Origin of the sequence: Pseudomonas allokribbensis (assembly GCF_014863605.1) — a bacterium.
Classification (GTDB): Bacteria; Pseudomonadota; Gammaproteobacteria; order Pseudomonadales; family Pseudomonadaceae; genus Aquipseudomonas; species Aquipseudomonas allokribbensis.
Window position 1 is genome coordinate 513225 of sequence record NZ_CP062252.1, and the last position, 20778, is coordinate 534002.

The 20778-nt window shown below is 61.8% G+C and carries 14 protein-coding genes and 2 pseudogenes; 5 read left to right on the top strand and 11 right to left on the bottom strand.

The window, feature by feature from the left end; all coding sequences use genetic code 11:
- Positions 1–8: 8 nt before the first annotated feature.
- From IF199_RS02325 to IF199_RS02335, 3 genes are read right to left on the bottom strand one after another with little or no spacing between them, the layout of a single operon-like run.
- Complete coding sequence (locus IF199_RS02325) at positions 9–269, bottom strand: phosphopantetheine-binding protein (RefSeq protein WP_085711082.1); 261 nt, start codon at positions 267–269, stop codon at positions 9–11.
- The gene (locus IF199_RS02330) at positions 250–1059 is read right to left on the bottom strand and encodes a lysophospholipid acyltransferase family protein (protein WP_096819893.1); all 810 of its coding nucleotides are present in this window, start codon (positions 1057–1059) and stop codon (positions 250–252) included. The genes IF199_RS02325 and IF199_RS02330 overlap by 20 nt, the downstream gene beginning before the upstream one ends.
- Positions 1035–1760, bottom strand: a complete 726-nt coding sequence (locus IF199_RS02335; protein ID WP_096819892.1) for a beta-ketoacyl synthase chain length factor — start codon at positions 1758–1760, stop codon at positions 1035–1037. Before IF199_RS02335 ends, IF199_RS02330 begins: the two co-directional genes overlap by 25 nt.
- A gap of 370 nt (positions 1761–2130) precedes the next feature.
- Here IF199_RS02335 and IF199_RS02340 point away from each other — a divergent pair, with 370 nt between their 5' ends.
- Positions 2131–2901 (top strand): ParA family protein, encoded by a 771-nt coding sequence (locus IF199_RS02340; RefSeq protein WP_096819891.1) that lies wholly within the window; start codon positions 2131–2133, stop codon positions 2899–2901.
- A 43-nt stretch (positions 2902–2944) separates the two neighbouring features.
- On the opposite strand, the gene trxC is transcribed toward IF199_RS02340, so the two are convergent.
- The 6 genes and pseudogenes from trxC to IF199_RS30545 form a co-directional block, all read right to left on the bottom strand.
- Complete coding sequence (gene trxC / locus IF199_RS02345) at positions 2945–3379, bottom strand: thioredoxin TrxC (RefSeq protein ID WP_192559591.1); 435 nt, start codon at positions 3377–3379, stop codon at positions 2945–2947.
- Positions 3380–3460: 81 nt separating this feature from the next.
- The gene (gene selO / locus IF199_RS02350; RefSeq protein WP_192559592.1) at positions 3461–4924 is read right to left on the bottom strand and encodes a protein adenylyltransferase SelO; all 1464 of its coding nucleotides are present in this window, start codon (positions 4922–4924) and stop codon (positions 3461–3463) included.
- A 48-nt stretch (positions 4925–4972) separates the two neighbouring features.
- A complete protein-coding gene (gene mscK, locus IF199_RS02355; protein ID WP_192559593.1) occupies positions 4973–8326 on the bottom strand; it encodes a mechanosensitive channel MscK in 3354 nt (1117 codons plus the stop codon).
- Between the two features lie 34 nt (positions 8327–8360).
- On the bottom strand, positions 8361–10103 hold the full coding sequence (locus IF199_RS02360; RefSeq protein WP_096819886.1) for a potassium/proton antiporter: 1743 nt from the start codon (positions 10101–10103) through the stop codon (positions 8361–8363).
- 157 nt (positions 10104–10260) lie between these two features.
- On the bottom strand, positions 10261–11133 hold the full coding sequence (locus tag IF199_RS30540; RefSeq protein ID WP_371850982.1) for a methyl-accepting chemotaxis protein: 873 nt from the start codon (positions 11131–11133) through the stop codon (positions 10261–10263).
- A gap of 30 nt (positions 11134–11163) precedes the next feature.
- Positions 11164–11916, bottom strand: a pseudogene (locus IF199_RS30545) (MCP four helix bundle domain-containing protein); the annotation flags it as partial.
- Positions 11917–12163: 247 nt separating this feature from the next.
- On the opposite strand from IF199_RS30545, the gene IF199_RS02370 reads away from it, so the two are divergent.
- The 4 genes and pseudogenes from IF199_RS02370 to IF199_RS30725 all read left to right on the top strand — a co-directional run bounded on the left by IF199_RS02370 (position 12164) and on the right by IF199_RS30725 (position 14730).
- Positions 12164–12394, top strand: a complete 231-nt coding sequence (locus tag IF199_RS02370; protein WP_007952320.1) for a hypothetical protein — start codon at positions 12164–12166, stop codon at positions 12392–12394.
- Entirely contained in the window at positions 12391–12693 is a 303-nt protein-coding gene (locus IF199_RS02375) for a cell division protein ZapA (protein WP_096819884.1), read from the top strand. Before IF199_RS02370 ends, IF199_RS02375 begins: the two co-directional genes overlap by 4 nt.
- A 144-nt stretch (positions 12694–12837) precedes the next feature.
- Positions 12838–13863 (top strand): annotated as a pseudogene (locus IF199_RS30720) (cache domain-containing protein); the annotation flags it as partial.
- A gap of 135 nt (positions 13864–13998) precedes the next feature.
- Positions 13999–14730 (top strand): methyl-accepting chemotaxis protein, encoded by a 732-nt coding sequence (locus IF199_RS30725; RefSeq protein WP_459797306.1) that lies wholly within the window; start codon positions 13999–14001, stop codon positions 14728–14730.
- 46 nt (positions 14731–14776) lie between these two features.
- Here the strand turns inward: IF199_RS30725 and IF199_RS02385 are convergent, their stop codons facing one another.
- Entirely contained in the window at positions 14777–16579 is a 1803-nt protein-coding gene (locus IF199_RS02385; RefSeq protein ID WP_192559595.1) for an acyl-CoA dehydrogenase, read from the bottom strand.
- A 143-nt stretch (positions 16580–16722) separates the two neighbouring features.
- Positions 16723–20676, bottom strand: coding sequence for a trifunctional transcriptional regulator/proline dehydrogenase/L-glutamate gamma-semialdehyde dehydrogenase (gene putA / locus IF199_RS02390; protein ID WP_192559596.1), 3954 nt, complete (start codon positions 20674–20676; stop codon positions 16723–16725).
- Positions 20677–20778 lie beyond the last annotated feature (102 nt).

The window sequence follows — 20778 nt, forward strand, 5'->3', positions numbered from 1 at the left end:
GTCCGGTCTCAAGCTGCCTGTTTTGCCGTGACGAACGCCGCAAGGCTCGCCACGTTGGTGAAATGGTTGCGGGTGTCCTTGGCGTCGGCATCGATCTTGATGCCGTACTTTTTCTGGATGGCCAGGCCAAGTTCCAGGGCGTCGACCGAATCCAGGCCCAGGCCTTCGCCAAACAGCGTCTGGTCGTCGCCAATATCGTCGACGCTGATGTCTTCGAGGCCCAGGGCGTCGATGATCAGCAGTTTTATCTCACGGTGCAGATCGCTCATCTTCGGCGAGCTCCTTGATAAAAAAATGGTGCAGAAAGTCGTTTAGCTTGCGCGAGGCCTGCGGTGCAGGGCCTTGTGCGGCAAAGGTCTGTGGGTCTATATCGGCCCCGACGCGAAAACTGAAGTGAACACGGCGGCAGGGGATGCGATACCACGGCTCGGCCTTGGTCAGCGTAGTCGGGCTGACCTTGATGATCACCGGGGTGAGAATTTTCGCACCCCGCAGTGCGATGGCCGCCGCGCCCCGATGGAAGGCCGGTGCCTGTCCGGGCTGGGTGCGGGTGCCCTCCGGGAAAATGATCAGGGTCTGCCCGTCTCGCAGCGCATCGGCGGCGGCATCGAGCATGTCCATGCTGCCGTCGTTGCTGATGTATTCGGTGCTGCGCAGCGGGCCGCGGGTGAAAGGGTTTTCCCACAGGCTTTTCTTCACCACGCAATTGGCGTGGCGCACCAGACCGATCAGGAACACCACGTCGATCAGCGACGGGTGGTTGGCGATGATCATCTGCCCCGGACGGCCAAGGCGTTCGGCGCCCTGGATGTCGTAGGTCAGCACCCCGGTGCGGGCCATGAACCGGACGAAAAACCAGAACAGCCGACTGACGGTCTGCCGCGCCCGCTCCCGATGGGTCTTCGCATCGCCCGGCAGGCAGCCCAGCAGCGGAAACACCAGCAGTCGCAGGCACAGCCCGCCCAGCCCGAACAGGGCGAAGCTGATGGCGGTGGCCAGCAGACGCCAGTAGTAGGCGTCGCGGTTTTTTTCGGTTACGGGTTGCGTTGCCAGGTCCATACACGATTTTTCCAGGCATGTTGGCAAAGGGTTTGCTGGCCGAGCAGGGTTTGCAGCAGATTCAGCGCGTGGGGCCATTGCGCTTTGGACAGTGCTTCGGGGGCGCTGTTCAGGGTCAGCCGCCAGTCGGTACCGGGGGTCAGCAGCAAGCCCACCGCATACGGAAACGGCACGTCATCGATCCATGCCGAATAGGCGGCGGGCGGTTGTTCTTCGGTGATCACCAACAGTACCGCTGGAGCACCTTCGTCCAGCAGGGCGGCGGCTTCCAGCACGCCGTGCTCGAGGCCGTCGCCCGCTGCTGCGAGGGCGGTCATCTCACTGGTTTCGCCGCGCATGATCGACCACAGGCCGATGATCGCGTTGTGCACGGAGAGGCTGAACTGGGTCGGTGACAGCGGTTGTTCGTTGGCCAGGTCGCTGAGGATGTCGAACGTACGCGGGGTTTCACCGTGGCGGGAGACGAAGACCAGCGGCAGGTTTTCCCGACCGTCGGCCAGTGGCCAGCCGACACTGAAGGCCATCCGTGCCAGACGACTGAGACGGCGGCGCTGCATGGCGGGAAGGAACGACACATCGGGCGCGGCATCGCTGCTCGGGAGCACGACCGGCTGTCGGCTCCAGGCTTGCCAGGCGTCCACACTGTCGAGCCCGGGAGCCCAGGCGCGCCATTGGGCGATGTTGAAGTTGATCACGGACATTCATCCCGCCCCTGCGGGCTGTTTTTGACGCGGTTCTGCCAAAGCCACAGAGGTGCTGACCTTGCCGAAAGTGGCGTGGCGCTTGGCGCCGGGTGGCGCGCATTATCCCGGTGCGACGAGTGTGTAGCAAATGCTGGTTACATTTTGCGCGCTGAAATGGACCGAAGGGTACATGGCAAAAACTGTCACTTGGCCATTATCCGGATTGCGACGGGATTGTCTGTCGGGCATATCGGCGGCCAATGGCGGCATTTGCGCCGTGTCCATTGAGATATTTGCGCCTGACCCTGTAGTCCGTGTCCGTGAAGGTAGCGAAGCGGGGCCGGGCACCACTACACTCGGTCATTCTTTGATACACGGAGGTTTTGTCATGCGGCGCGTGGTGTTCAATCAGAAAGGTGGCGTGGGCAAATCCAGCATCGCCTGCAATCTGGCGGCGGTCAGCGCCAGCGAGGGTTATCGCACGCTGTTGGTGGACCTCGATGCCCAGGCCAACTCCACTCAGTATCTGACCGGGCTCACCGGTGACGACATTCCGATGGGCATCGCCGACTTCTTCAAACAGACCCTGTCTTCGGGTCCGTTCTCCAAGAAGAACAAAGCGGATATCTACGAAACCCCGTTCGACAACCTGCACATCATCACCGCCACGGCAGAACTGGCCGACTTGCAGCCCAAGCTCGAGGCCAAGCACAAGATCAACAAACTGCGGAAGTTGCTCGATGAGTTGAGCGAGGACTACGACCGTATCTACCTTGATACGCCGCCGGCCCTGAATTTTTATGCGGTTTCGGCACTGATTGCTGCTGATCGGGTGTTGATTCCCTTCGATTGCGACAGCTTTTCCCGTCAGGCCCTGTACGGGCTGATGTCGGAGATCGAAGAGTTGAAGGACGACCACAACGAAGGCCTGGAAGTCGAAGGCATCGTGGTCAACCAGTTCCAGGCCCGGGCCAGCCTGCCGCAGCAGATTCTCGACGAATTGATCGCTGAAGGTTTGCCGGTGCTGCCGGTTTATCTCGCCAGCTCAGTGCGCATGCGCGAATCGCATCAGGCCAGCACGCCGCTGATCCATCTCGACCCGCGACACAAGTTGACCCAGCAGTTCGTCGAACTGCACAACCTGCTCGAAGACGCCTGAAAAAACAATGTGGGAGCAAGCTCCCACATTGGAGGGTGTCGTTTTAGATGCCCTGGCTGCGCAGCCACGCCATCAGTTGCGGCAGCGGAAACGCCCCGCTTTGCCGCGCCACCTCACGACCGTTCCTGAACAGAATCAGGCTCGGAATCGAGCGGATCCCCAACTGCGCCGACAACTGCTGATTGGCCTCGCTGTCCAGCTTGGCCAGCCGGCACTTGCCTGCCAATTGCGCAGCGGCTTGCTCGAACACCGGTGCAAACGACTTGCACGGCCCGCACCAGTCCGCCCACACGTCCACCAGTAACGGCAGATCGCCCTTGATCTGGCTGGCGTAGTCGCCTTGCTTGAGTTCGAACGGCTTGTTCAACAGCACCTCTGACTTGCAGCGTCCGCATTTCGGGTGGTCGTTGAGGCGCTCGGCGGGAATGCGGTTGAGGCCGTTGCAGGAGGGGCAGGGGATGAGGAGTGGGTCGATCATGATTGGCTCAATGAACAAAACGGGATCGTACGACTGATCTGGAGCCGTACGGATCGATTATCAAGGTTCAGTCGTTCCCGCTCACGACGAACAACTGATCTCCAAATGCTTGCCCCACTCCGGCGGTCGCTCGGCATAGCTCTCCATTCCAGGCTGTTCCTCGAATGGATTGCTCAACACGGCATGTAAGCGTCGCACTTCTGAATAATCACCCTGTTCCGCCGCATCAATCGCCTTCTGCGCCAGGTAATTGCGCAGGATGTACAGCGGATTCACCGCGTGCATCCGCGCGCGGCGCTGTTCCTGGTCAGTAGCACCATCGCGCGCGACACGGTCGACGTAACGCTCGCCCCAGGCATCGAAGCCTCGGATATCGACGAAGTCATCGCGTAAACGAGCGACAGCCTGATCCGCAGACTCCTCACCCAGACGACGGAAGAACAAGGTGTAGTCGACACCGCTGTTCTGCATCAATTGCAGCAGTTGTTCCAGCAGTTGCTGGTCCTCGTCCTCGGCCGTGGTGAAGCCCAGACGGCGGCGCATCAGGTCGAGGTAATGGGCCTGGAACAGTGGCAGGTACAGGCCAAGGGTTTCGCGCAGGGCTTCGACGCTGATGAACGGCGTCAGGGCCTGGGCCAGGGCGCTGAGGTTCCACTGGCCGACGGGCACCTGATTGCTGAACGAGTAGCGGCCCTGATCATCGGAGTGGTTGCAGATGAAGTTCGCGTCGAAGTCGTCGAGGAAGGCGAACGGGCCGAAGTCGAAGGTGATGCCGAGGATCGACATGTTGTCGGTGTTCATCACCCCGTGGCAGAAACCGTAGGCCTGCCACTTGGCGATCAGTTCGGCGTTGCGCTCGACGATTTCGCGGAACATCGCCAGGTACGGTTCCGGCTGTTCCAGGCATTCGGGGAAGTGCATCGCCAGCACGTGTTCGCCGAGCAGTTTCTGCTGCTCGGGACGCTTGGTGTAATAGAAATATTCGAAGTGGCCGAAACGCACGTGGCTCGGCGCTAGGCGCAGGACCATCGCGGCGCGTTCCTGTTTCTCGCGCCACACCGGGGTGTCGGAACCGATCACGCACGCGGCGCGTGAGGACGGGATGTTCAGCGCATACAGCGCTTCGGAGGCGAGAAACTCACGAATCGACGAACGCAGCACCGCACGACCATCGCCCATGCGCGAAAACGGTGTCTGGCCGGCGCCCTTGAGGTGCAAGTCCCAATGCTCGCCGGCCGCGTTGTAGACCTCGCCCAGCAGCAGACCGCGACCATCGCCCAGTTGCGGGGTATAGCCGCCGAATTGATGCCCGGAATAGACCATCGCCCGCGGCTCGGCATCGGCCCACAACTTGTGGCCGCCGAACAGTTCAGCGAATTCCTGAGTGTCGGCCGTCGCCGGATCCAGATCCAGCAGCGCCAGGGCCGCCGGGCTGGCGACCACCAGTCGCGGGTTGTCGATCGGTTCAGGCAGCACATGGGCCGAGAACGCGTCGCCCAGGCGGGCGAAGCGGTTGTCGAAGGTCAGTTCGTCGAGGGCTTTCAAGGGCCGGCTCCAGCAGAATGTCCGAGCATTCTGCTGGGATTAGTCGGGTTAGTCGAGTTTGGCGGGCGGCGGCTCTTGCAGCGGTTTTTGCTCGCCGCTGACGGGCACGATGGTTTTGCTGTCGTCTTCGACCGGCACCAGTTTGTACTCCTGGCCGTGGAGGTTCTTCAGGTAAACCTCCATCTGCCGGAACGAGATGTTGATGTGCTGCTTCTTGAACTCGCGGTTGATGAAGCGGTTGACCTCGTCGATCACCGGGTTGCGGTCACCGAGGTCGCGCACGTGCATGCGCAGTTCGTGGTCGAGGGTGCTTTCGCCGAAGTTGAGGAAGTACACGTGCGGCTCGGGTTCTTTCAGCACGCGCGGGTTTTCCCGGGCGGCCTTGAGCAGCAGTTCCTTGACCAGATCCAGATCGGAGCCGTAATCGACGCCAAGTTTCAGCGTCACCCGGGTGATGGTGTCGGTCAGCGACCAGTTGATCAGTTGCCCGGTGATGAACGTCTTGTTCGGGACAATGATGTCCTTGCGGTCGAAGTCGGTGATGGTCGTGGCGCGGATGCGGATCTTGCTCACCGTGCCCGACAGGTTGCCGATGGTGATGGTGTCACCGATCCGCACCGGGCGTTCGAACAGGATCATGATGCCGGAGATGAAGTTCGCGAAGATCTCCTGCATACCGAAACCGAGGCCGACCGACAGCGCCGCCACCAGCCATTGCAACTTGTCCCAGCTCACCCCGAGGGTCGACAGGGTCGAGACGAAACCGACCCCGGCGATCACGTACGACAGCAGCGTCGTGGTCGCGTAGGCACTGCCCTGGGCCAGATTGAGTTTCGACAGCACGAACACTTCAAGCAGACCCGGCAAGTTGCGGGCGAGCGCAAAGGTGATGCCGATGATGATCAGCGCGCCCAGCATGTCGCCGATGCTGATTGGCACCATGCTCATGTTGGCGCCGGTGCCACTGGTGTATTCGTAGAGGGTGATGTTGTCGAGGTACGAGAACACCGTGATCAGGTCGGCCCAGACCCAGTACAGCGCGGCGATGAAACCGCCGAGCAGTGCCAGGCGAATCAGGCGCAGGGACTGTTCGTTGACCTTCTCGATGTCCAGGGTCGGTTCTTCGATCACCGCTTCGCCGTCGCCGGCTTCTTTCGCTGCCTGACGTTTGGCCAGGGCCCGCTGGTAGGCGAGACGCCGTGCCGCGACCGCCAGACCACGGACGAAGGTGGCTTCGATCACCAGCCAGAACATCAGCAAGTACAGGGTGTTGATCAAGCGGTCGCTGAGTTTCAGCGCGGTGTAGTAGTAGCCGAAGCACACCGCGACGAACAGGGCGATCGGCAGAAGGGTGAACATCACACCCACGGCCTTGCGGAACAGCGAGGCGTTTTCGTGGGCCGGGCTGCTGATCAGCAGTCGACTGAGCAGCCACCCCATCAGGGCGTAGCAGGTCAGCACCACCGGCATGCCGATGACGTCATCGGCCAGCGCCGCCGGTTGCAGCTCGGCAACCGCCACCACCGCCACAAGTGCCATCACCACCAGACCGAGGCGACGCACCCAGCCCTGAAGGAATTCGACCTGCGGCTTCTCCCAGCGGAAATGCAGCTCGGCCACACCGCCCGGCGCGAGGATCCGGTAAGCGGTGTAGAACACCAGCCACGCCTGGCCCATTTGCAGCAGGGCCGCACCCATGTTGGCGTTCTGGCCCCGGGCGTCGATCTGTAGCGCCAGCCCGCACAACGCCAGGCCCAGCGCCACCGGCATCGCCAGCAGGATGTTGATCAGAATTGCCTGCGGGGTGTGCCACTGGCTGTCACGTTTGAAGTGACCGATATCCTGGTGAACCTTGTTCAGTCGTGAATACAACTGTTTGCGGCGCCACAGCAGCGCGCCGATCAGCAGCGCCAGCGGCAGGAACAGCAGCGGGCGCTGAGTGAGGCCGTCGGTCAGTTCGCTCAGGCTCGAGGCCAGCGGCAGGGTGTCGATCTGGCGTTTCAGGCGTTCCGGCACGCCGCGAATCCACTCGTTGTCCAGCGGCTTGTTGCTGGGGATCCAGAACATCTGCTCGTCGAGGGTCGCGCGCAGGCTTTGCGCGGTGCTCAGCAGCTGCTTCTGGTTCAGTTGCAGGGTGATCGACTCGTTGAGCATCGCGCTCAGTTCGCGACTCAGTCGCTCCAGCAGATCGACACGGGTGTTGGCCAGCTCCAGCAGGCTCTTGCGCAGCTGTGGCGTGACTTGCTCCGGCGGCTGGGTGGACAGCAGGTTGTCGACGTAAGTCGCCGGATTGCTCAACTGTTCGCGCTGTTGGTTGATTTCGAACTGGTACAGGCGAATGTCGGCGATCTGATCCGCCAGGTCGCGGTCGACCTTGAGGCGTGGCAGTGCCTGTTTCTGTTTATAGAGAATCTTCGACAGCAGCAGGCTGCCCTTGAGCACGTTGATCTGCTCGTCGAGGGCCGAATCGCTCTGGGTCACGCTGTCCAGTTGCTGCTTGGTCTGCAGGTTCTGCTGGGTGAGCTCGTTGAGGCGGTCGGTGCTTTTGAGCAGATAGTCGGAGAGCTTGAGGTTGGCCGCGCTTTCAGTGGCGAGCAGGGTGCTGCTGCCCGACTTCTGAGCCTCGATCGACTGCTGCGTCACGGTTTCCTGAGACAGGGTCAGACGTTTCTGGTTGATCAGGGTTTGCAGTTCCTGGATCTCATGGTCCAGGCGGTCGGACTTTTCCGTGAGCAGGTCATGCTGGCTGTTGCCCAGGTCCTGCAACTGGTTGTTGCCGGCCAGTTCCTGACGGCGCAGCGGGATCAGTGCATTGAGCGCCGACAGCTCGGCGTTGAGCAGGTCGCGTTGCTCGGCGCTCAGGGTCTTGCCGCTGTCCTTGCCGGTCTTGAGGATGTTGTTGATCTGCTGGATGCGCGTCTGGCTGCTGGCGATTTCTGCCTGGGCGCGCTCCGGGCGAGTCTGCGCAGTGATGATCAGGCTGTTGGCATCGGCCAAGGCTTTTTGCAGATCGCTTTGCTGGGTCGAGCGCTCGGTGAGTATCTGCTCCAGCTGCTGGATGTTCTCTTTGGTGAAGCGCTGCGCCACAGGCACCACAGGGGTGGCCTTGAGTCGCGTCAGTTCGCGCGCGTTCTCGATGGTCTGCTTCGGCGCGGTGGCCAATTGCTGCTTGAGGTCGCTCAGCTTCTGCTCGTAGTCACGCCGGTTGTTGAGCTGGTTCAGCGTGTTTTGCAGGAGCGTTTGCAGGGCCTTTTTGTCGACCTCGGGCAGTTTGCTGTCGGTGAGCTTGTCCAGGTTGGCCTGCACGGCGTCGCTGGATGGCGGTTCTGCGGCGTGCAGCGGGCCGACAGTAAGACTCAGGCCCAGCAGGGCCGCGAGGAAAAAGGAGCGCAGGGTAGGCATAGAGACCGGTCAAGCAAGTGAGAGTGGAGGCAGTTTAGAGGAAGAGCCCGGGGCCCGGGCGACTTCCTTCGGGGAATCTGACGCCCACTTTGGCGATCTTGTTCCCGTCCATGACCGCAACCGTCCAGTGGGTGTTGTTCCATTCCACCTGGTCGCCCACGATCGGCGCACCGCCGACTTTCTGGGCAATGAAGTGGCCCAGGGTCATGTCCGGATCGATGCCTTCGGCCGGTAGGCCGTACAGGGCCGCAACCGCTTTGAGCTGGGCGTCTCCTTCGAGTACGAAGTCGCCGAAGAAACGCAGATCGAGGCCCCGTTGCGGTGCCTGGCTGAACAGTTTTCCGAGGGCCGGCAAGTTGTGTTCATGGCCGATAACGCACAGCAAATCATCGACTTCCAGCACCGTACTACCCGACGGATGGAGCAGTTGCTGGCCGCGAAACAGGGCGGCGATACGGGTGCCTTCGGGCATTTTCAGCTCCCGCAGGGGCGAACCGATGCACCATTTCTCCGCGCCGAGCTTGTAAACGAACAGCTCCCACTCGCTGGTGATGTGCACTTCCAGGGCCGAACGGGAGATCGGCGCAGGCTCCGGCGGCACCGTCACCTTGAGCAGTCTGGCCACCCACGGCAGGCTCGTGCCCTGCACCAGCAGCGACACCAGCACGATGAAGAACGCGAGGTTGAAGTACAGCTGCGCATTCGGCAGCCCGGCCATCAGCGGGAACACCGCCAGAATGATCGGTACCGCGCCGCGCAGGCCGACCCAGGAAATGAACGCCTTTTCGCGACCGTGGAAAGCCTTGAACGGCAGTAACCCGACCACCACCGACAGCGGCCGTGCGAACAGAATCATCCATAGCGCCAGACCCAGAGCGGGCAGGGCGATCGGCAGCAGATCGTGCGGAGTGACCAGCAAGCCCAGCACCAGGAACATGCCGATCTGCGCCAGCCACGCCATGCCGTCGAGCATGTGCAGAATGCCGTGGCGGCTGCGCACCGGACGGTTGCCGATCACCAGGCCGCACAGGTAAACGGCAAGGAAGCCGCTGCCGTGCAGGGCGTTGGTCAGGGCGAACACCACCAGACCACCGGCGATTACCAGGATCGGATAGAGGCCGGTGGCGAGGTTGATCCGGTTGACCAGTTGCAGCATCAGCCAGCCGCCGCCGAGGCCGATCACGCCACCGATGCCGAACTCGCGGATCAGGTGGGTCAACAGGCTCCAGTGCAGGCCGGTCTGGCCGCTGGCGAGCATGTCGATCAGGGTCACGGTGAGGAACACCGCCATCGGGTCGTTGCTGCCGGATTCGATTTCCAGGCTGGCGGTCACCCGTTCGTTCAGGCCCTTGCCGCCGAGCAGCGAGAACACCGCTGCGGCGTCCGTTGAACCGACGATGGCGCCGATCAGCAGGCCCTGGATCAGATTGAGGTCGAACAGCCAGGCTGCGGCCATCCCGGTGAGGCCGGTGGTTATCAGAACGCCGACGGTGGCCAGCGACAAGGCCGGCCACAAGGCCACGCGGAAACTGGACACCCGGGTGCGCAAACCGCCGTCGAGGAGGATCACCGCCAGAGCGAGGTTGCCGACCAGATAGGCCGTCGGGTAGTTATCGAAAATGATGCCGCCGCCATCGACCCCGGCAGTCATGCCGACCGCGAGGATGATCACCAGAATCGGGATGCCGAGACGCGACGAAAGGGAACTGACAAGAATGCTCGCACCTACCAGCAACGCGCCGATCAAGAACAGGCTGTTGATGGTCGTCGCATTCAAAGGCAGTACTCCAGAAGCGGAAAGACGGGCACAAACTGACCATGCAGTCTGCGTGCCAGCGATTCTAACCTGTTGAAATGTGATGCTGTCAAAAAGCTTTTTGCGCGGAGTGCAAGATCGTTCCCACGGGCGTGGGAACGATCAGTCATGCGGAAGGTTACAGGCTGAACCGCCCAACCATATTGTTCAGATCCAGCGCCAGGCGCGACAGCTCGTTGCTCGCCGCACTGGTCTGATTCGCGCCGGTCGCCGATTGCACCGACAGATCGCGAATGTTCACCAGGTTGCGATCCACTTCACGTGCAACCTGTGCCTGTTCTTCGGCAGCGCTGGCGATTACCAGGTTGCGCTCGTTGATTTCGACGATGGCCGTGTTGATGGTGTCCAGCGACAGACCAGCGCCACGGGCGATGTTCAGGGTCGATTCGGCGCGCTCGGTGCTGTTGCGCATCGAATCCACGGCGTGCTCGGTGCCGCTCTGGATGCTGCCGATCATGCGCTCGATTTCGCTGGTCGACTGCTGAGTACGGTGCGCCAGGGCACGGACTTCGTCCGCCACCACGGCAAAACCGCGACCGGCTTCACCGGCACGGGCCGCTTCGATGGCGGCGTTGAGTGCCAGCAGGTTGGTCTGGTCGGCCAGGCCGCGAATCACGTCCAGCACCTTGCCGATGTCACGGGATTCGTTGGCCAGATCACCGATCAGGGTCGCGGTGCTCTGCACGTCGGCGCTCATGCGCTCGATGGCGCTGACGGTTTCCTGCACCAGGTCACGGCCGTCGCCGGCGGAAGTGGTGGCGTTCTTCGAGGCTTCCGAGGTGCTGACGGCGTTGCGTGCGACTTCTTCAACCGCGCTGGTCATCTCGTTGACTGCGGTGGCAGCCTGTTCGATTTCGTTGTTTTGCTGGGTCAGGCCACGGGCGCTTTCGTCGGTGACGCTGTTCAGCTCTTCGGCGGCGGAGGCCAGTTGGGTGGCCGAGCCGGAAATCCGTTGCAGCGTGTCGCGCAGTTTCGATTGCATCTTGGCCATGGCTGCCAGCAGGCGACCGGCTTCGTCGGTGCCGTCAACGTGGATCGGCTGGGTCAGGTTGCCTTCGGCGATGGTTTCCGCCGCATCCAGCGCTTTGGAGATCGGCTTGGTGATGCTCAGGGTCAGCAGCCAGGCGAAGAGGAAGGTCAGGCCGGTCGCGATCACCAGCAGCGTCACCACCAGACTGAAAGCCGAAGAAAACTGCTCGGCGGCTTGCTGGTTGGTGGTGCTGATCTGCTCGCCGTTGATTTGCATCAGACGGTTGAGCACCGAGTTCATCGCTTCGGAGTTGTCGAGCAACTGGGTGTTCAGCAGGTTGCGCAGTTCATCCACCTGATTGTTGCGCGACAGGGTTTTCATCCGGTCTTCGATCTGGCGGTACTGACCCAGCAACTGCACGTATTGGTCATAGGCCGCACGCTCGGCCGGGCTGCCGATCAACGGCTCGTAATCGGTCTGGGCCTTGCGGATCTGCTGGTTGCGCATCTCCAGCAGTTCGATGGTTTTCTGCTGGATGTCCGGCTCGCGGTTCACCAGCAAACGGTACGACAGCACTCGCAGACGCAGGGTCAGCTGAGTGAACTCGTCGAGGTTCTTGATGCTCGGCACGCTGGTGGTGGTGATGTTTTCGGCGGCGCCGCGGATCTTGCTCATCTGGTTCAGGGCGAACACACCGAGAATGAGCATCAGGCCGCCGATCAGGGCAAAACCGGTGAACGCCCGGGGGGCGATATTCATATTGCGAAGGGACATGGGGCGTATACCAGGAAGGGCCGCATCCATGCGGGCTGAGACTGCTGTTGGATGACTTATCGGTCATACGACTAAAGTCTTGAGCCGGTGCGCGTATTTGTCGCACTGAAGGCCGGGCGACGAAGTGCAGGAACCAGATCGGCAGATCACAGTCTCTAACACTCGCAGGAACGGTCGGCCACCAGGAAAATCAAGGCCTTGCGCCGGTTTAACCCTGGCATCCACGACGACTTTTCTTTATCGTACGCGCCCTTTGAAAATGCCCTGGAAGATCAAAATGTTGGAAGCATCCCTCAGCCAATTGGAACAGCTCGTCAGCGACCTGGTGCAACAGAACCAGACCCTCTCGGAAACCAACCAGACCCTGTCCACGGAACTGGCCCAGGCCAAGGATGAAAACGAAAGCCTGCAACTGAGCCTGATGGAACAGGAAGAAAAGCACGGCGCCACCGCCGCACGCATCCAGGCCCTGGTTGATCGCGTCAACGCAGGTCCTGTCAGCGCATGAACCACGGCACAGCAGGGGTAAAAGTCGTCTCCATCATGGGGGAGGACTATTCGATCAAGGCACCGGCCGGGGAAGAACAGACCCTGCTGGACGCCGCATTGATGCTCAAGGCCGCACTGGCCGATACCAAACGCAAATACCCGACGCTGATCGGCGACCGCCTGCTGGTGCTGGCGGCGATGAATCTGTGCTCGCAGCAGATTGAAATGAAGAAGCAGCACCAGCAGGAACTCGAGCGTTACCAAGAGCAAGTCAGCGCCACGGTCGAGACCATCGCCAAGACCATCAATCAGGGTTGATGGGTTGCGCACAACCAAAGAGTAAGATTGTCGATTGCGCTGTATACAATCGGCACGGCTGTTGCAGTGTTTCAGCCTCTTATTCTTTGGGGGTGCTCCATGCAGTTCTGGCGTCGCAGTATTCAATGGCAGTTGATCCTCGGCATGGGCACCGCTCTGCTGGTCAGCATCCTGATCGTGGTTGGCATTTATACCCTGGTGGTCAACCGCCTCGCCCAGAGCTATCTGGTCGAGCAGGCGTTGCCGTCGAGCATCGAAGCGACGCGCAACGACATCGAGCGAATCCTCGTTCAACCCCTCACTGCCGCCAAAGACATCGCCAGCAACACCATGGTCCGCGACTGGCTGGCCACAGGTGAAGACTCCGCCAAAACGGCAGACTTCGCGCAATATCTGGAAGGCATCCGCGCCGAACACAAGGCGTTTACCGCGCTGATCATCGGCACCGAATCCAATCACTACATCACCGAAAAAGGCCTGGATCGCACCCTCAGCCGCGCCAAACCGGCCGATGCGTGGTTCTACTCATTCCTGGACAGCAATCAGCCCCGAACCCTGAACATCGACAACGACGGGGCCACCGGAGAGTTGGCGCTGTTCATCGACCTGAAGGTCGAGCAGGCCGGCAAAGTAGTCGGCGTTGCGGGGCTAGGTCTGAGCATGAAAGAGCTGTCCGAGCTGATCCACAACTTCAGCTTCGGTGAACGCGGGAAGGTCTATCTCGTGCGTTCCGACGGTTTGATCCAGGTCCATCCCGAGGCGCAATTCAGCGGCAAGCGCACGCTTACGGAGCAGATCGGCGCAAGCGCGGCACAAGCGGTCATGGGCCATAAAGTGGCGGCCAACAGCAGCTTCCAGCGTGACGGCGAAGACTTCCTCGCCTTCAGCCTGCCTTTGCGTGACCTCGGTTGGACTCTGGTGGCCGAAGTGCCGCAGTCACAGATCTACGCTGAAGCCCGCCGCGCGATGTGGATGAGCAGCGGCATCGGTCTGGCGGTGGCGCTGGTTTGCCTGGCGCTGGTGATCTGGCTGGCTCAGGGATTGGTGCGACCGATTCGTCAGGTAACAGCTGCGCTGGTAGCAATCGGTAGCGGTGGTGGAGATTTGACCCATCGGTTAGATTCCAGCCGCGCCGATGAGCTGGGCGACCTCGCTCGGGGCTTCAACCGCTTCCTCGACAGCCAGCGCGGGATGATCGCCGAGGTGTTGACCACCAGTGAGCGTTTGCGTGTCGCTGTGGGTCAGGTGGCCAGGGTTGTGGATAACACCGCCGAGCGCTCCGGCCGCCAGCAGGAAATGACCGACATGGTTGCCACCGCCGTCCACGAAATGGGCCTGACCGTGCAGGAAATCGCCCAGAACGCCGGCAACGCCGCGCTCGCCTCGCAAACCGCTCGCGATGAAGCGATGCAGGCGCGCGAAGTGGTCGGCGGCTCGATTCGCCATATAGAAAGCATGTCCGATGAAATCGGCGTCGCGGCCGGCGCGGTGGGTGAGCTGGCGCATCAGGTGGCGTCGATCGATCAAGTGCTGGCGGTGATTCGCGGCGTTTCCGAGCAGACCAATCTGTTGGCATTGAACGCGGCGATTGAAGCGGCGCGGGCCGGGGACATGGGGCGTGGTTTTGCGGTAGTGGCTGATGAGGTGCGGACGCTGGCGCGCCGCACCCAGGCATCCACTGACGAGATCCAGCAAATGATCGGCAGCCTCAAGCAGGGGGCGGAGAACGCGGTGTCTTCGATGCGTACCGGGCAGGCCGCAACGGGGACTGGCGTTGAATCGAGTCAGCGTACCGGTGCGTCGCTGACCGCGATTACCGGGCAGGTCGAGCGCATCAGCGACATGAACCATCAGGTGGCGACGGCGACAGAGGAACAGTCGGCGGTGACCGAGGAGATCAACCGCAACGTGCAGGGAATTTCCGATCTGGCCCGGGCGACGGCGGGGGAGGTTCGGGCTTGTCGTGAGGATTGTCAGATGCTGCAGCGGCTGGCGGATGATCTGGCGCGGCAGATGGGTGGGTTCAAACTTACCTGATTAGTTGATCGTTCCCGCGCAACGCGTGGGAACGATCATCAACGGGTCAGAACCACGCGTCCTGCATTGCAAGGCACGTATCATCCCGAGCCTCCAGCAACGCCAGCTCATGATGGCAGCCCGGCACTTCCCACGTCAGGAAATACCGCGCCGCCTGCAACTTGCCCTTATAGAAGTCGGCATCCGCCACATTCCCCTTGGTCAACCCTTCCTCGGCGCGAATCGCCTGCTCCAGCCAGCGCCAGCCAATCACCGTGTGCCCGAACACTTTCAGGTACAGCGCCGAATTCGCCAGGCTGCTGTTGACCTTGCCCTGGGCCAGATCCGTCAGCAGGCCGATGGTCACGCTCTGCAGGCGTGCGACCAGTTTCTCCAGCGGCTCACGCAATGCGGTCAACGATTCGTACGCCACCGCGCGTTCGGCCGTGTCGGCAATCAGGCGGATCAGTTGCTTGAGCCCGGCGCCACCGTTCTGCGCCAGTTTACGTCCCAGCAAGTCGAGCGACTGAATGCCGTGGGTGCCTTCATGGATCGGGTTAAGGCGGTTGTCGCGGTAATACTGCTCCACCGGGTATTCGCGGGTGTAACCGTGGCCGCCGAGAATCTGGATCGCCAGTTCGTTGGCCTTGAGGCAGAACTCCGATGGCCAGGATTTGACGATTGGCGTCAGCAAGTCCAACAGTTCATGCGCCTGTTTGCGCTCGGCTTCGGTTTCCAGCGTGGTGGTGTCATCAAACAGCCGCGCCGCGTACAGGCCGAGATCGAACGCACCTTCGACGTAGGATTTCTGCGTCAGCAGCATGCGTCTGACGTCCGCGTGCTGAATGATCGCCACCGGCGCCGTCGTCGGGTCCTTGCTGTCCGGCACTCGGCCCTGCGGACGTTCGCGAGCGTATTCCAGCGAGTACAAATAGCCGGCGTAACCGAGCATCACCGCGCCCATGCCGACGCCAATCCGCGCCTCGTTCATCATCTGGAACATGTAGCTCAAGCCGTGATGCGGCTTGCCCACCAGATAGCCGACACACTCGCCGTTATCGCCGAAATTCAGTGCCGTGGACGTGGTGCCGCGCCAGCCCATCTTGTGGAACAGCCCGGCCAGCAACACGTCGTTGCGTTTGCCGAGACTGCCGTCATCGTTGACCAGAAACTTGGGCACGATGAACAGCGAAATCCCCTTCACCCCGGCCGGCGCGTCCGGCAGTTTGGCCAGCACCATGTGCACGATGTTTTCCGAGAGCGGGTGATCGCCGCCGGAGATGAAGATCTTGTTGCCCTTCAGGCGATAAGTGCCGTCGGACGCTGGTTCGGCGCGGGTACGAATATCCGACAGCGACGAACCGGCATGGGGTTCGGTCAGGGCCATGGTGCCGAAGAAACGGCCATCGATCATCGGTTGCAGGAAGCGCTGCTTCTGCTCTTCGGTGCCGAAGCTTTCGATCAGGTTGGCCGCGCCCATGGTCAGGAACGGGTACGAGGTCGACGCCGCGTTGGCCGACTGAAAGTGAGCGAAGCAGGCCTGGGACAGCAGTGTAGGAAGTTGCATGCCGCCGGCGTCGAAACTGCGCGCCGCGTTGAGGAATCCGGCTTCGAGGAAGGCATCCACCGCCGGTTTCACTTCGGGAATCAGAATCGCCTGACCGTTCTCGTAGCGCGGCTCGTTCTCGTCGCCCTTGCGGTTGTGCGGTGCGAAGTACTTCTCGGCGATGTTACGCGCCGTGCCGATGGCGGCATCGAAGGTTTCGCGATTGTGCTCGGCAAACCGCTCGCGCCGGGTCAGGCCCTCGGCATCGAGGACTTCGTACAGCTCGAAAGCCAGATTGCGGGAACTGAGCAGCGTCTCGGACATGGCGGCCTACCTTTTTTTGGAATGGACCGAGTCTAGGCGTGCGAATAAAGGCTGAACAGGAAGATTGATAACGGTGATGGAGAGGCCAAAAAAATGGGCGCCGGTGAGGGCGCCCATTTTTATGTTGCTGACAGAGTCGGCGATTAACCGATGGTCATCAGGCTGGCGTTGCCGCCCGCCGCTGCGGTGTTGACGCTCAACGCGCGCTCGATCACCAGGCGCTCCAGCGCAATGTTGGTCTCGCCCTGGGACAGGCCCTGAACCCCGACGATGGCGCCGGCACGCTTGGCGATCTGCTGGCAGACCGCGCGCAACTGGTCGGAGTGGCCGTGATGCAGAACTGCATCGAACACCACGTCGTCCTTGTTCCAGTCGGAAACCAGTTTGATCCGCGCCTGAATCTCCTTCGGCAGGCGTGCGAACAATGCCTTGCTGGTGTCGGATTCCGGCCAGACCGCCGAACCGCCCACTGCCAGTACTGCCGCGAGTTGAGTCAGCAGGTCACCTTCGATGTCCGCCAGGCACAGCACGTGCTCGCGCGGCAGGATCGCGTAGCTGTTCTTCTCGCCGGTCGGGCCGGCCAGTACGCGGGTGATACCGCTTTGCGACTGGGCTGCGTATTGCACGCACAGAGTGCTCAGGTCGGCGAACTTGTTGCTGTCGGCCCAGGCTTTCAGGGCGACCAGCGGTTTGCTCAGGGCATCGCGCAGACGAACGTCCGGTGCCACGGCAGCATCTCCGCGAGCGAAGGATTGTTCGATGGCATCGGTAGGACGCGTCGACAGCAAGCGGTACAGGTACAGCGGGCCACCGGCCTTCGGACCGGTACCCGACAGGCCTTCGCCACCGAACGGCTGGACGCCGACCACGGCACCCACGATGTTGCGGTTGACGTAGACGTTACCGGCGTTGACGTTGTCGATCACCTTGGCGATGGTCTCGTCGATGCGGGTGTGCACGCCGAGGGTCAGGCCGTAACCGGAGGCGTTGATCTGGGCGATCAACTGGTCGATCTCTTTACGCTTGTAGCGCACCACGTGCAGCACCGGGCCGAAGATCTCGCGTTGCAGCTCGTCGAAGCTTTCCAGTTCGATCAGGGTCGGCATGACGAAGGTGCCGCGTTTGACTTCCTCGGCATCGGCGATGGCCACCTGGTACACGTTGCGACCTTTGTCGCGCATGCCCTGGATGTGCTTCTCGATGCCGGCCTTGGCTTCGGCGTCGATCACCGGGCCGATGTCCACGGACAGGCGCTCCGGGTTGCCGAGACGGCTTTCAGCCATCGCACCCTTGAGCATTTCGATGACGCGATCAGCGGAATCTTCCTGCAAGCACAGCACACGCAGAGCCGAGCAACGCTGACCAGCGCTGTCGAAGGCCGACGAAACTACGTCGATCACCACCTGTTCGGTCAGTGCCGAAGAGTCGACGATCATCGCGTTCTGGCCGCCGGTTTCGGCGATCAGCGGAATCGGACGGCCCTGGTTGTCGAGGCGACCGGCGATGTTGCGTTGCAGCAGACGCGCGACTTCGGTGGAACCGGTGAACATCACGCCTTTGACGCGCTCATCGCCCACCAGACCAGCGCCGACGGTTTCACCGCGCCCCGGCAGCAGTTGCAGCACGCCTTCCGGGATCCCGGCTTCGAGCAGCAGGCGTACGGCTTGTGCGGCGACCAGCGGCGTCTGTTCGGCCGGTTTGGCCAGAACCGGGTTACCGGCGGCCAGTGCTGCAGCGACCTGGCCGCTGAAGATCGCCAGCGGGAAGTTCCACGGGCTGATGCAGACCACTGGGCCCAGTGGGCGGTGGGCGTCGTTGCTGAAATCGTTGCGTGCCTGCACTGCGTAATAGCGCAGGAAGTCGACGGCTTCGCGGACTTCGGCGATGGCGTTGGCGAAGGTCTTGCCGGCTTCGCGAGCCAGCAGGCCCATCAGCGGCTGAATCTCGCCTTCCATCAAGTCGGCGGCGCGTTCCAGAATCGCGGCGCGTTCGGCCGGCGGGGTGGCCTGCCAGATCGGTGCAGCGTTCAGGGCGCATTGAATGGCGTTGTCGACGTCTTCGACAGTGGCTTCCTGCACGTGGCCGACCACGTCACGCAGATCGGAAGGGTTCAGGACTGGTGCCGGCGCTTCGTTGCTGGAGGCGCAACCGAGCATCGGTGCGGCTTTCCAGTGGTTGTGCGCGGTCGCCAGCAGGGCGCAGGACAGCGATGCCAGACGATGTTCGTTGGCCATGTCGATGCCGCTGGAGTTGGCGCGCTCGGAACCGTACAGGTCACGCGGCAGCGGAATGCGCGGGTGCGGCAGGCCGAAACCACCTTCCACGGTCGCCATTTGCTCGATCTGCGCAACTGGATCGGCCACCAGTTCCTGAATCGAAATCGACTGGTCGGCGATGCGGTTGACGAACGAAGTGTTGGCGCCGTTTTCCAGCAGACGACGTACGAGGTACGCCAGCAGGGTTTCATGGGTGCCGACCGGAGCGTACACGCGGCACGGACGGTTCAGCTTGCCTTCGGAAACTTTGCCTACAACTTGCTCGTAGAGCGGTTCGCCCATGCCGTGCAGGCACTGGAATTCGTACTGGCCCGGGTAATAGTTCTGACCGGCAATGTGATAAATCGCCGACAGGGTGTGGGCGTTGTGCGTGGCGAACTGCGGGTAGATGACTTCCGGCACCGACAGCAGTTTGCGTGCGCAAGCGATGTAGGAAACGTCGGTGTACACCTTGCGGGTGTAGACCGGATAGCCTTCCAGACCTTCGACCTGGGCGCGCTTGATTTCGCTGTCCCAGTACGCGCCTTTCACCAGACGGATCATCAGGCGATGACGGCTGCGGCGAGCCAGGTCGATCACGTAGTCGATCACATACGGGCAACGCTTCTGGTAGGCCTGGATCACGAAGCCGATGCCGTTCCAGCCCGTCAGTTGCGGCTCGAAGCACAGGCGCTCGAGCAGATCCAGCGACAGCTCCAGGCGGTCGGCTTCTTCGGCGTCGATGTTCAGGCCGATGTCGTATTGCTTGGCCAGCAGGGTCAGCGACAGCAGGCGCGGATACAGCTCATCCATCACGCGCTCGTACTGGGCGCGGCTGTAACGCGGGTGCAGGGCCGACAGTTTGATCGAGATGCCCGGGCCTTCATAAATCCCACGGCCGTGAGAGGCTTTGCCGATCGAGTGAATAGCTTGTTCGTACGAGGCCAGGTACTTCTGGGCGTCGTGTTCGGTCAGCGCTGCTTCACCAAGCATGTCGTAGGAATAGCGGAAACCCTTGGCTTCGAACTTGCTCGCGTTGGCCAGGGCTTCGGCGATGGTTTCGCCGGTCACGAACTGCTCGCCCATCAGGCGCATGGCCATGTCGACGCCCTTGCGGATCATCGGCTCGCCGCTCTTGCCGATGATGCGGCTCAGGGACGAAGTCAGGCCGGCTTCATTGTGGGTCGACACCAGTTTGCCGGTCAGCAGCAGACCCCAGGTCGCCGCGTTGACGAACAGCGACGGGCTGTTGCCCAGATGCGGCTGCCAGTTGCCGGTGCTGATCTTGTCGCGGATCAGTGCATCGCGAGTGCCTTTGTCCGGGATACGCAGCAGCGCTTCGGCCAGGCACATCAGCGCCACGCCTTCCTGGGACGACAGGGAAAATTCCTGCAGCAGACCCTGAACAATGCCTGCACGACCGCCGGCACTCTTCTGGTTACGCAGTTTTTCCGCGATGGAGGCGGCGAGCTTGTTGGTGGCTTCGGCCATCGGCGCCGGCAGGCGAGCCTGCTCGATCAGCATCGGTACCACTTCCGGCTCAGGGCGACGGTAAGCGGCGGTGATCGAGGCGCGCAGCACCGATTGCGGCAGGATGCTTTCGGCAAATTCGAGGAAGCATTGGTGAGCGTGATCGGTGTGGACTTCGCCTGCCTCATCGGCGTCCTTGGCGGTCAAACCGTTCAGCTCGGTCAGGGTTGCACCACCCTCGAGTTTTTCCAGGTAATTGAAAATTGCCTGCTTGATCAGCCAGTGCGGCGTGCGATCAATCGAGGTTGCGGCGGCCTTCAGGCGCTCGCGGGTCGGGTCATCGAGTTTGACCCCAAGGGTGGTGGTAGCCATATTTTTATCCTCATAGGTGCCGCAGTTGCGCGACAACAGCTGGCGGCAAGATTAGCCGTGAGCTTGCAGAGGTGCAACCGGGTGCAACCCTTTTTTTGTCGG

Excerpts from the sequence above, each read along its gene's own strand:
- IF199_RS02370 (WP_007952320.1), top strand. The coding sequence starts at position 12,164 with ATGTTGGAAGCATCCCTCAGCCAATTGGAACAGCTCGTCAGCGACCTG.
- IF199_RS02330 (WP_096819893.1), bottom strand. The coding sequence starts at position 1,059 with ATGGACCTGGCAACGCAACCCGTAACCGAAAAAAACCGCGACGCCTAC.
- mscK (WP_192559593.1), bottom strand. The coding sequence starts at position 8,326 with ATGCCTACCCTGCGCTCCTTTTTCCTCGCGGCCCTGCTGGGCCTGAGT.
- IF199_RS02340 (WP_096819891.1), top strand. The coding sequence starts at position 2,131 with ATGCGGCGCGTGGTGTTCAATCAGAAAGGTGGCGTGGGCAAATCCAGC.
- IF199_RS02335 (WP_096819892.1), bottom strand. The coding sequence starts at position 1,760 with ATGTCCGTGATCAACTTCAACATCGCCCAATGGCGCGCCTGGGCTCCC.
- IF199_RS30540 (WP_371850982.1), bottom strand. The coding sequence starts at position 11,133 with ATGGCCAAGATGCAATCGAAACTGCGCGACACGCTGCAACGGATTTCC.
- putA (WP_192559596.1), bottom strand. The coding sequence starts at position 20,676 with ATGGCTACCACCACCCTTGGGGTCAAACTCGATGACCCGACCCGCGAG.
- IF199_RS02375 (WP_096819884.1), top strand. The coding sequence starts at position 12,391 with ATGAACCACGGCACAGCAGGGGTAAAAGTCGTCTCCATCATGGGGGAG.
- IF199_RS30725 (WP_459797306.1), top strand. The coding sequence starts at position 13,999 with ATGGTTGCCACCGCCGTCCACGAAATGGGCCTGACCGTGCAGGAAATC.
- IF199_RS02325 (WP_085711082.1), bottom strand. The coding sequence starts at position 269 with ATGAGCGATCTGCACCGTGAGATAAAACTGCTGATCATCGACGCCCTG.
- IF199_RS02385 (WP_192559595.1), bottom strand. The coding sequence starts at position 16,579 with ATGTCCGAGACGCTGCTCAGTTCCCGCAATCTGGCTTTCGAGCTGTAC.
- trxC (WP_192559591.1), bottom strand. The coding sequence starts at position 3,379 with ATGATCGACCCACTCCTCATCCCCTGCCCCTCCTGCAACGGCCTCAAC.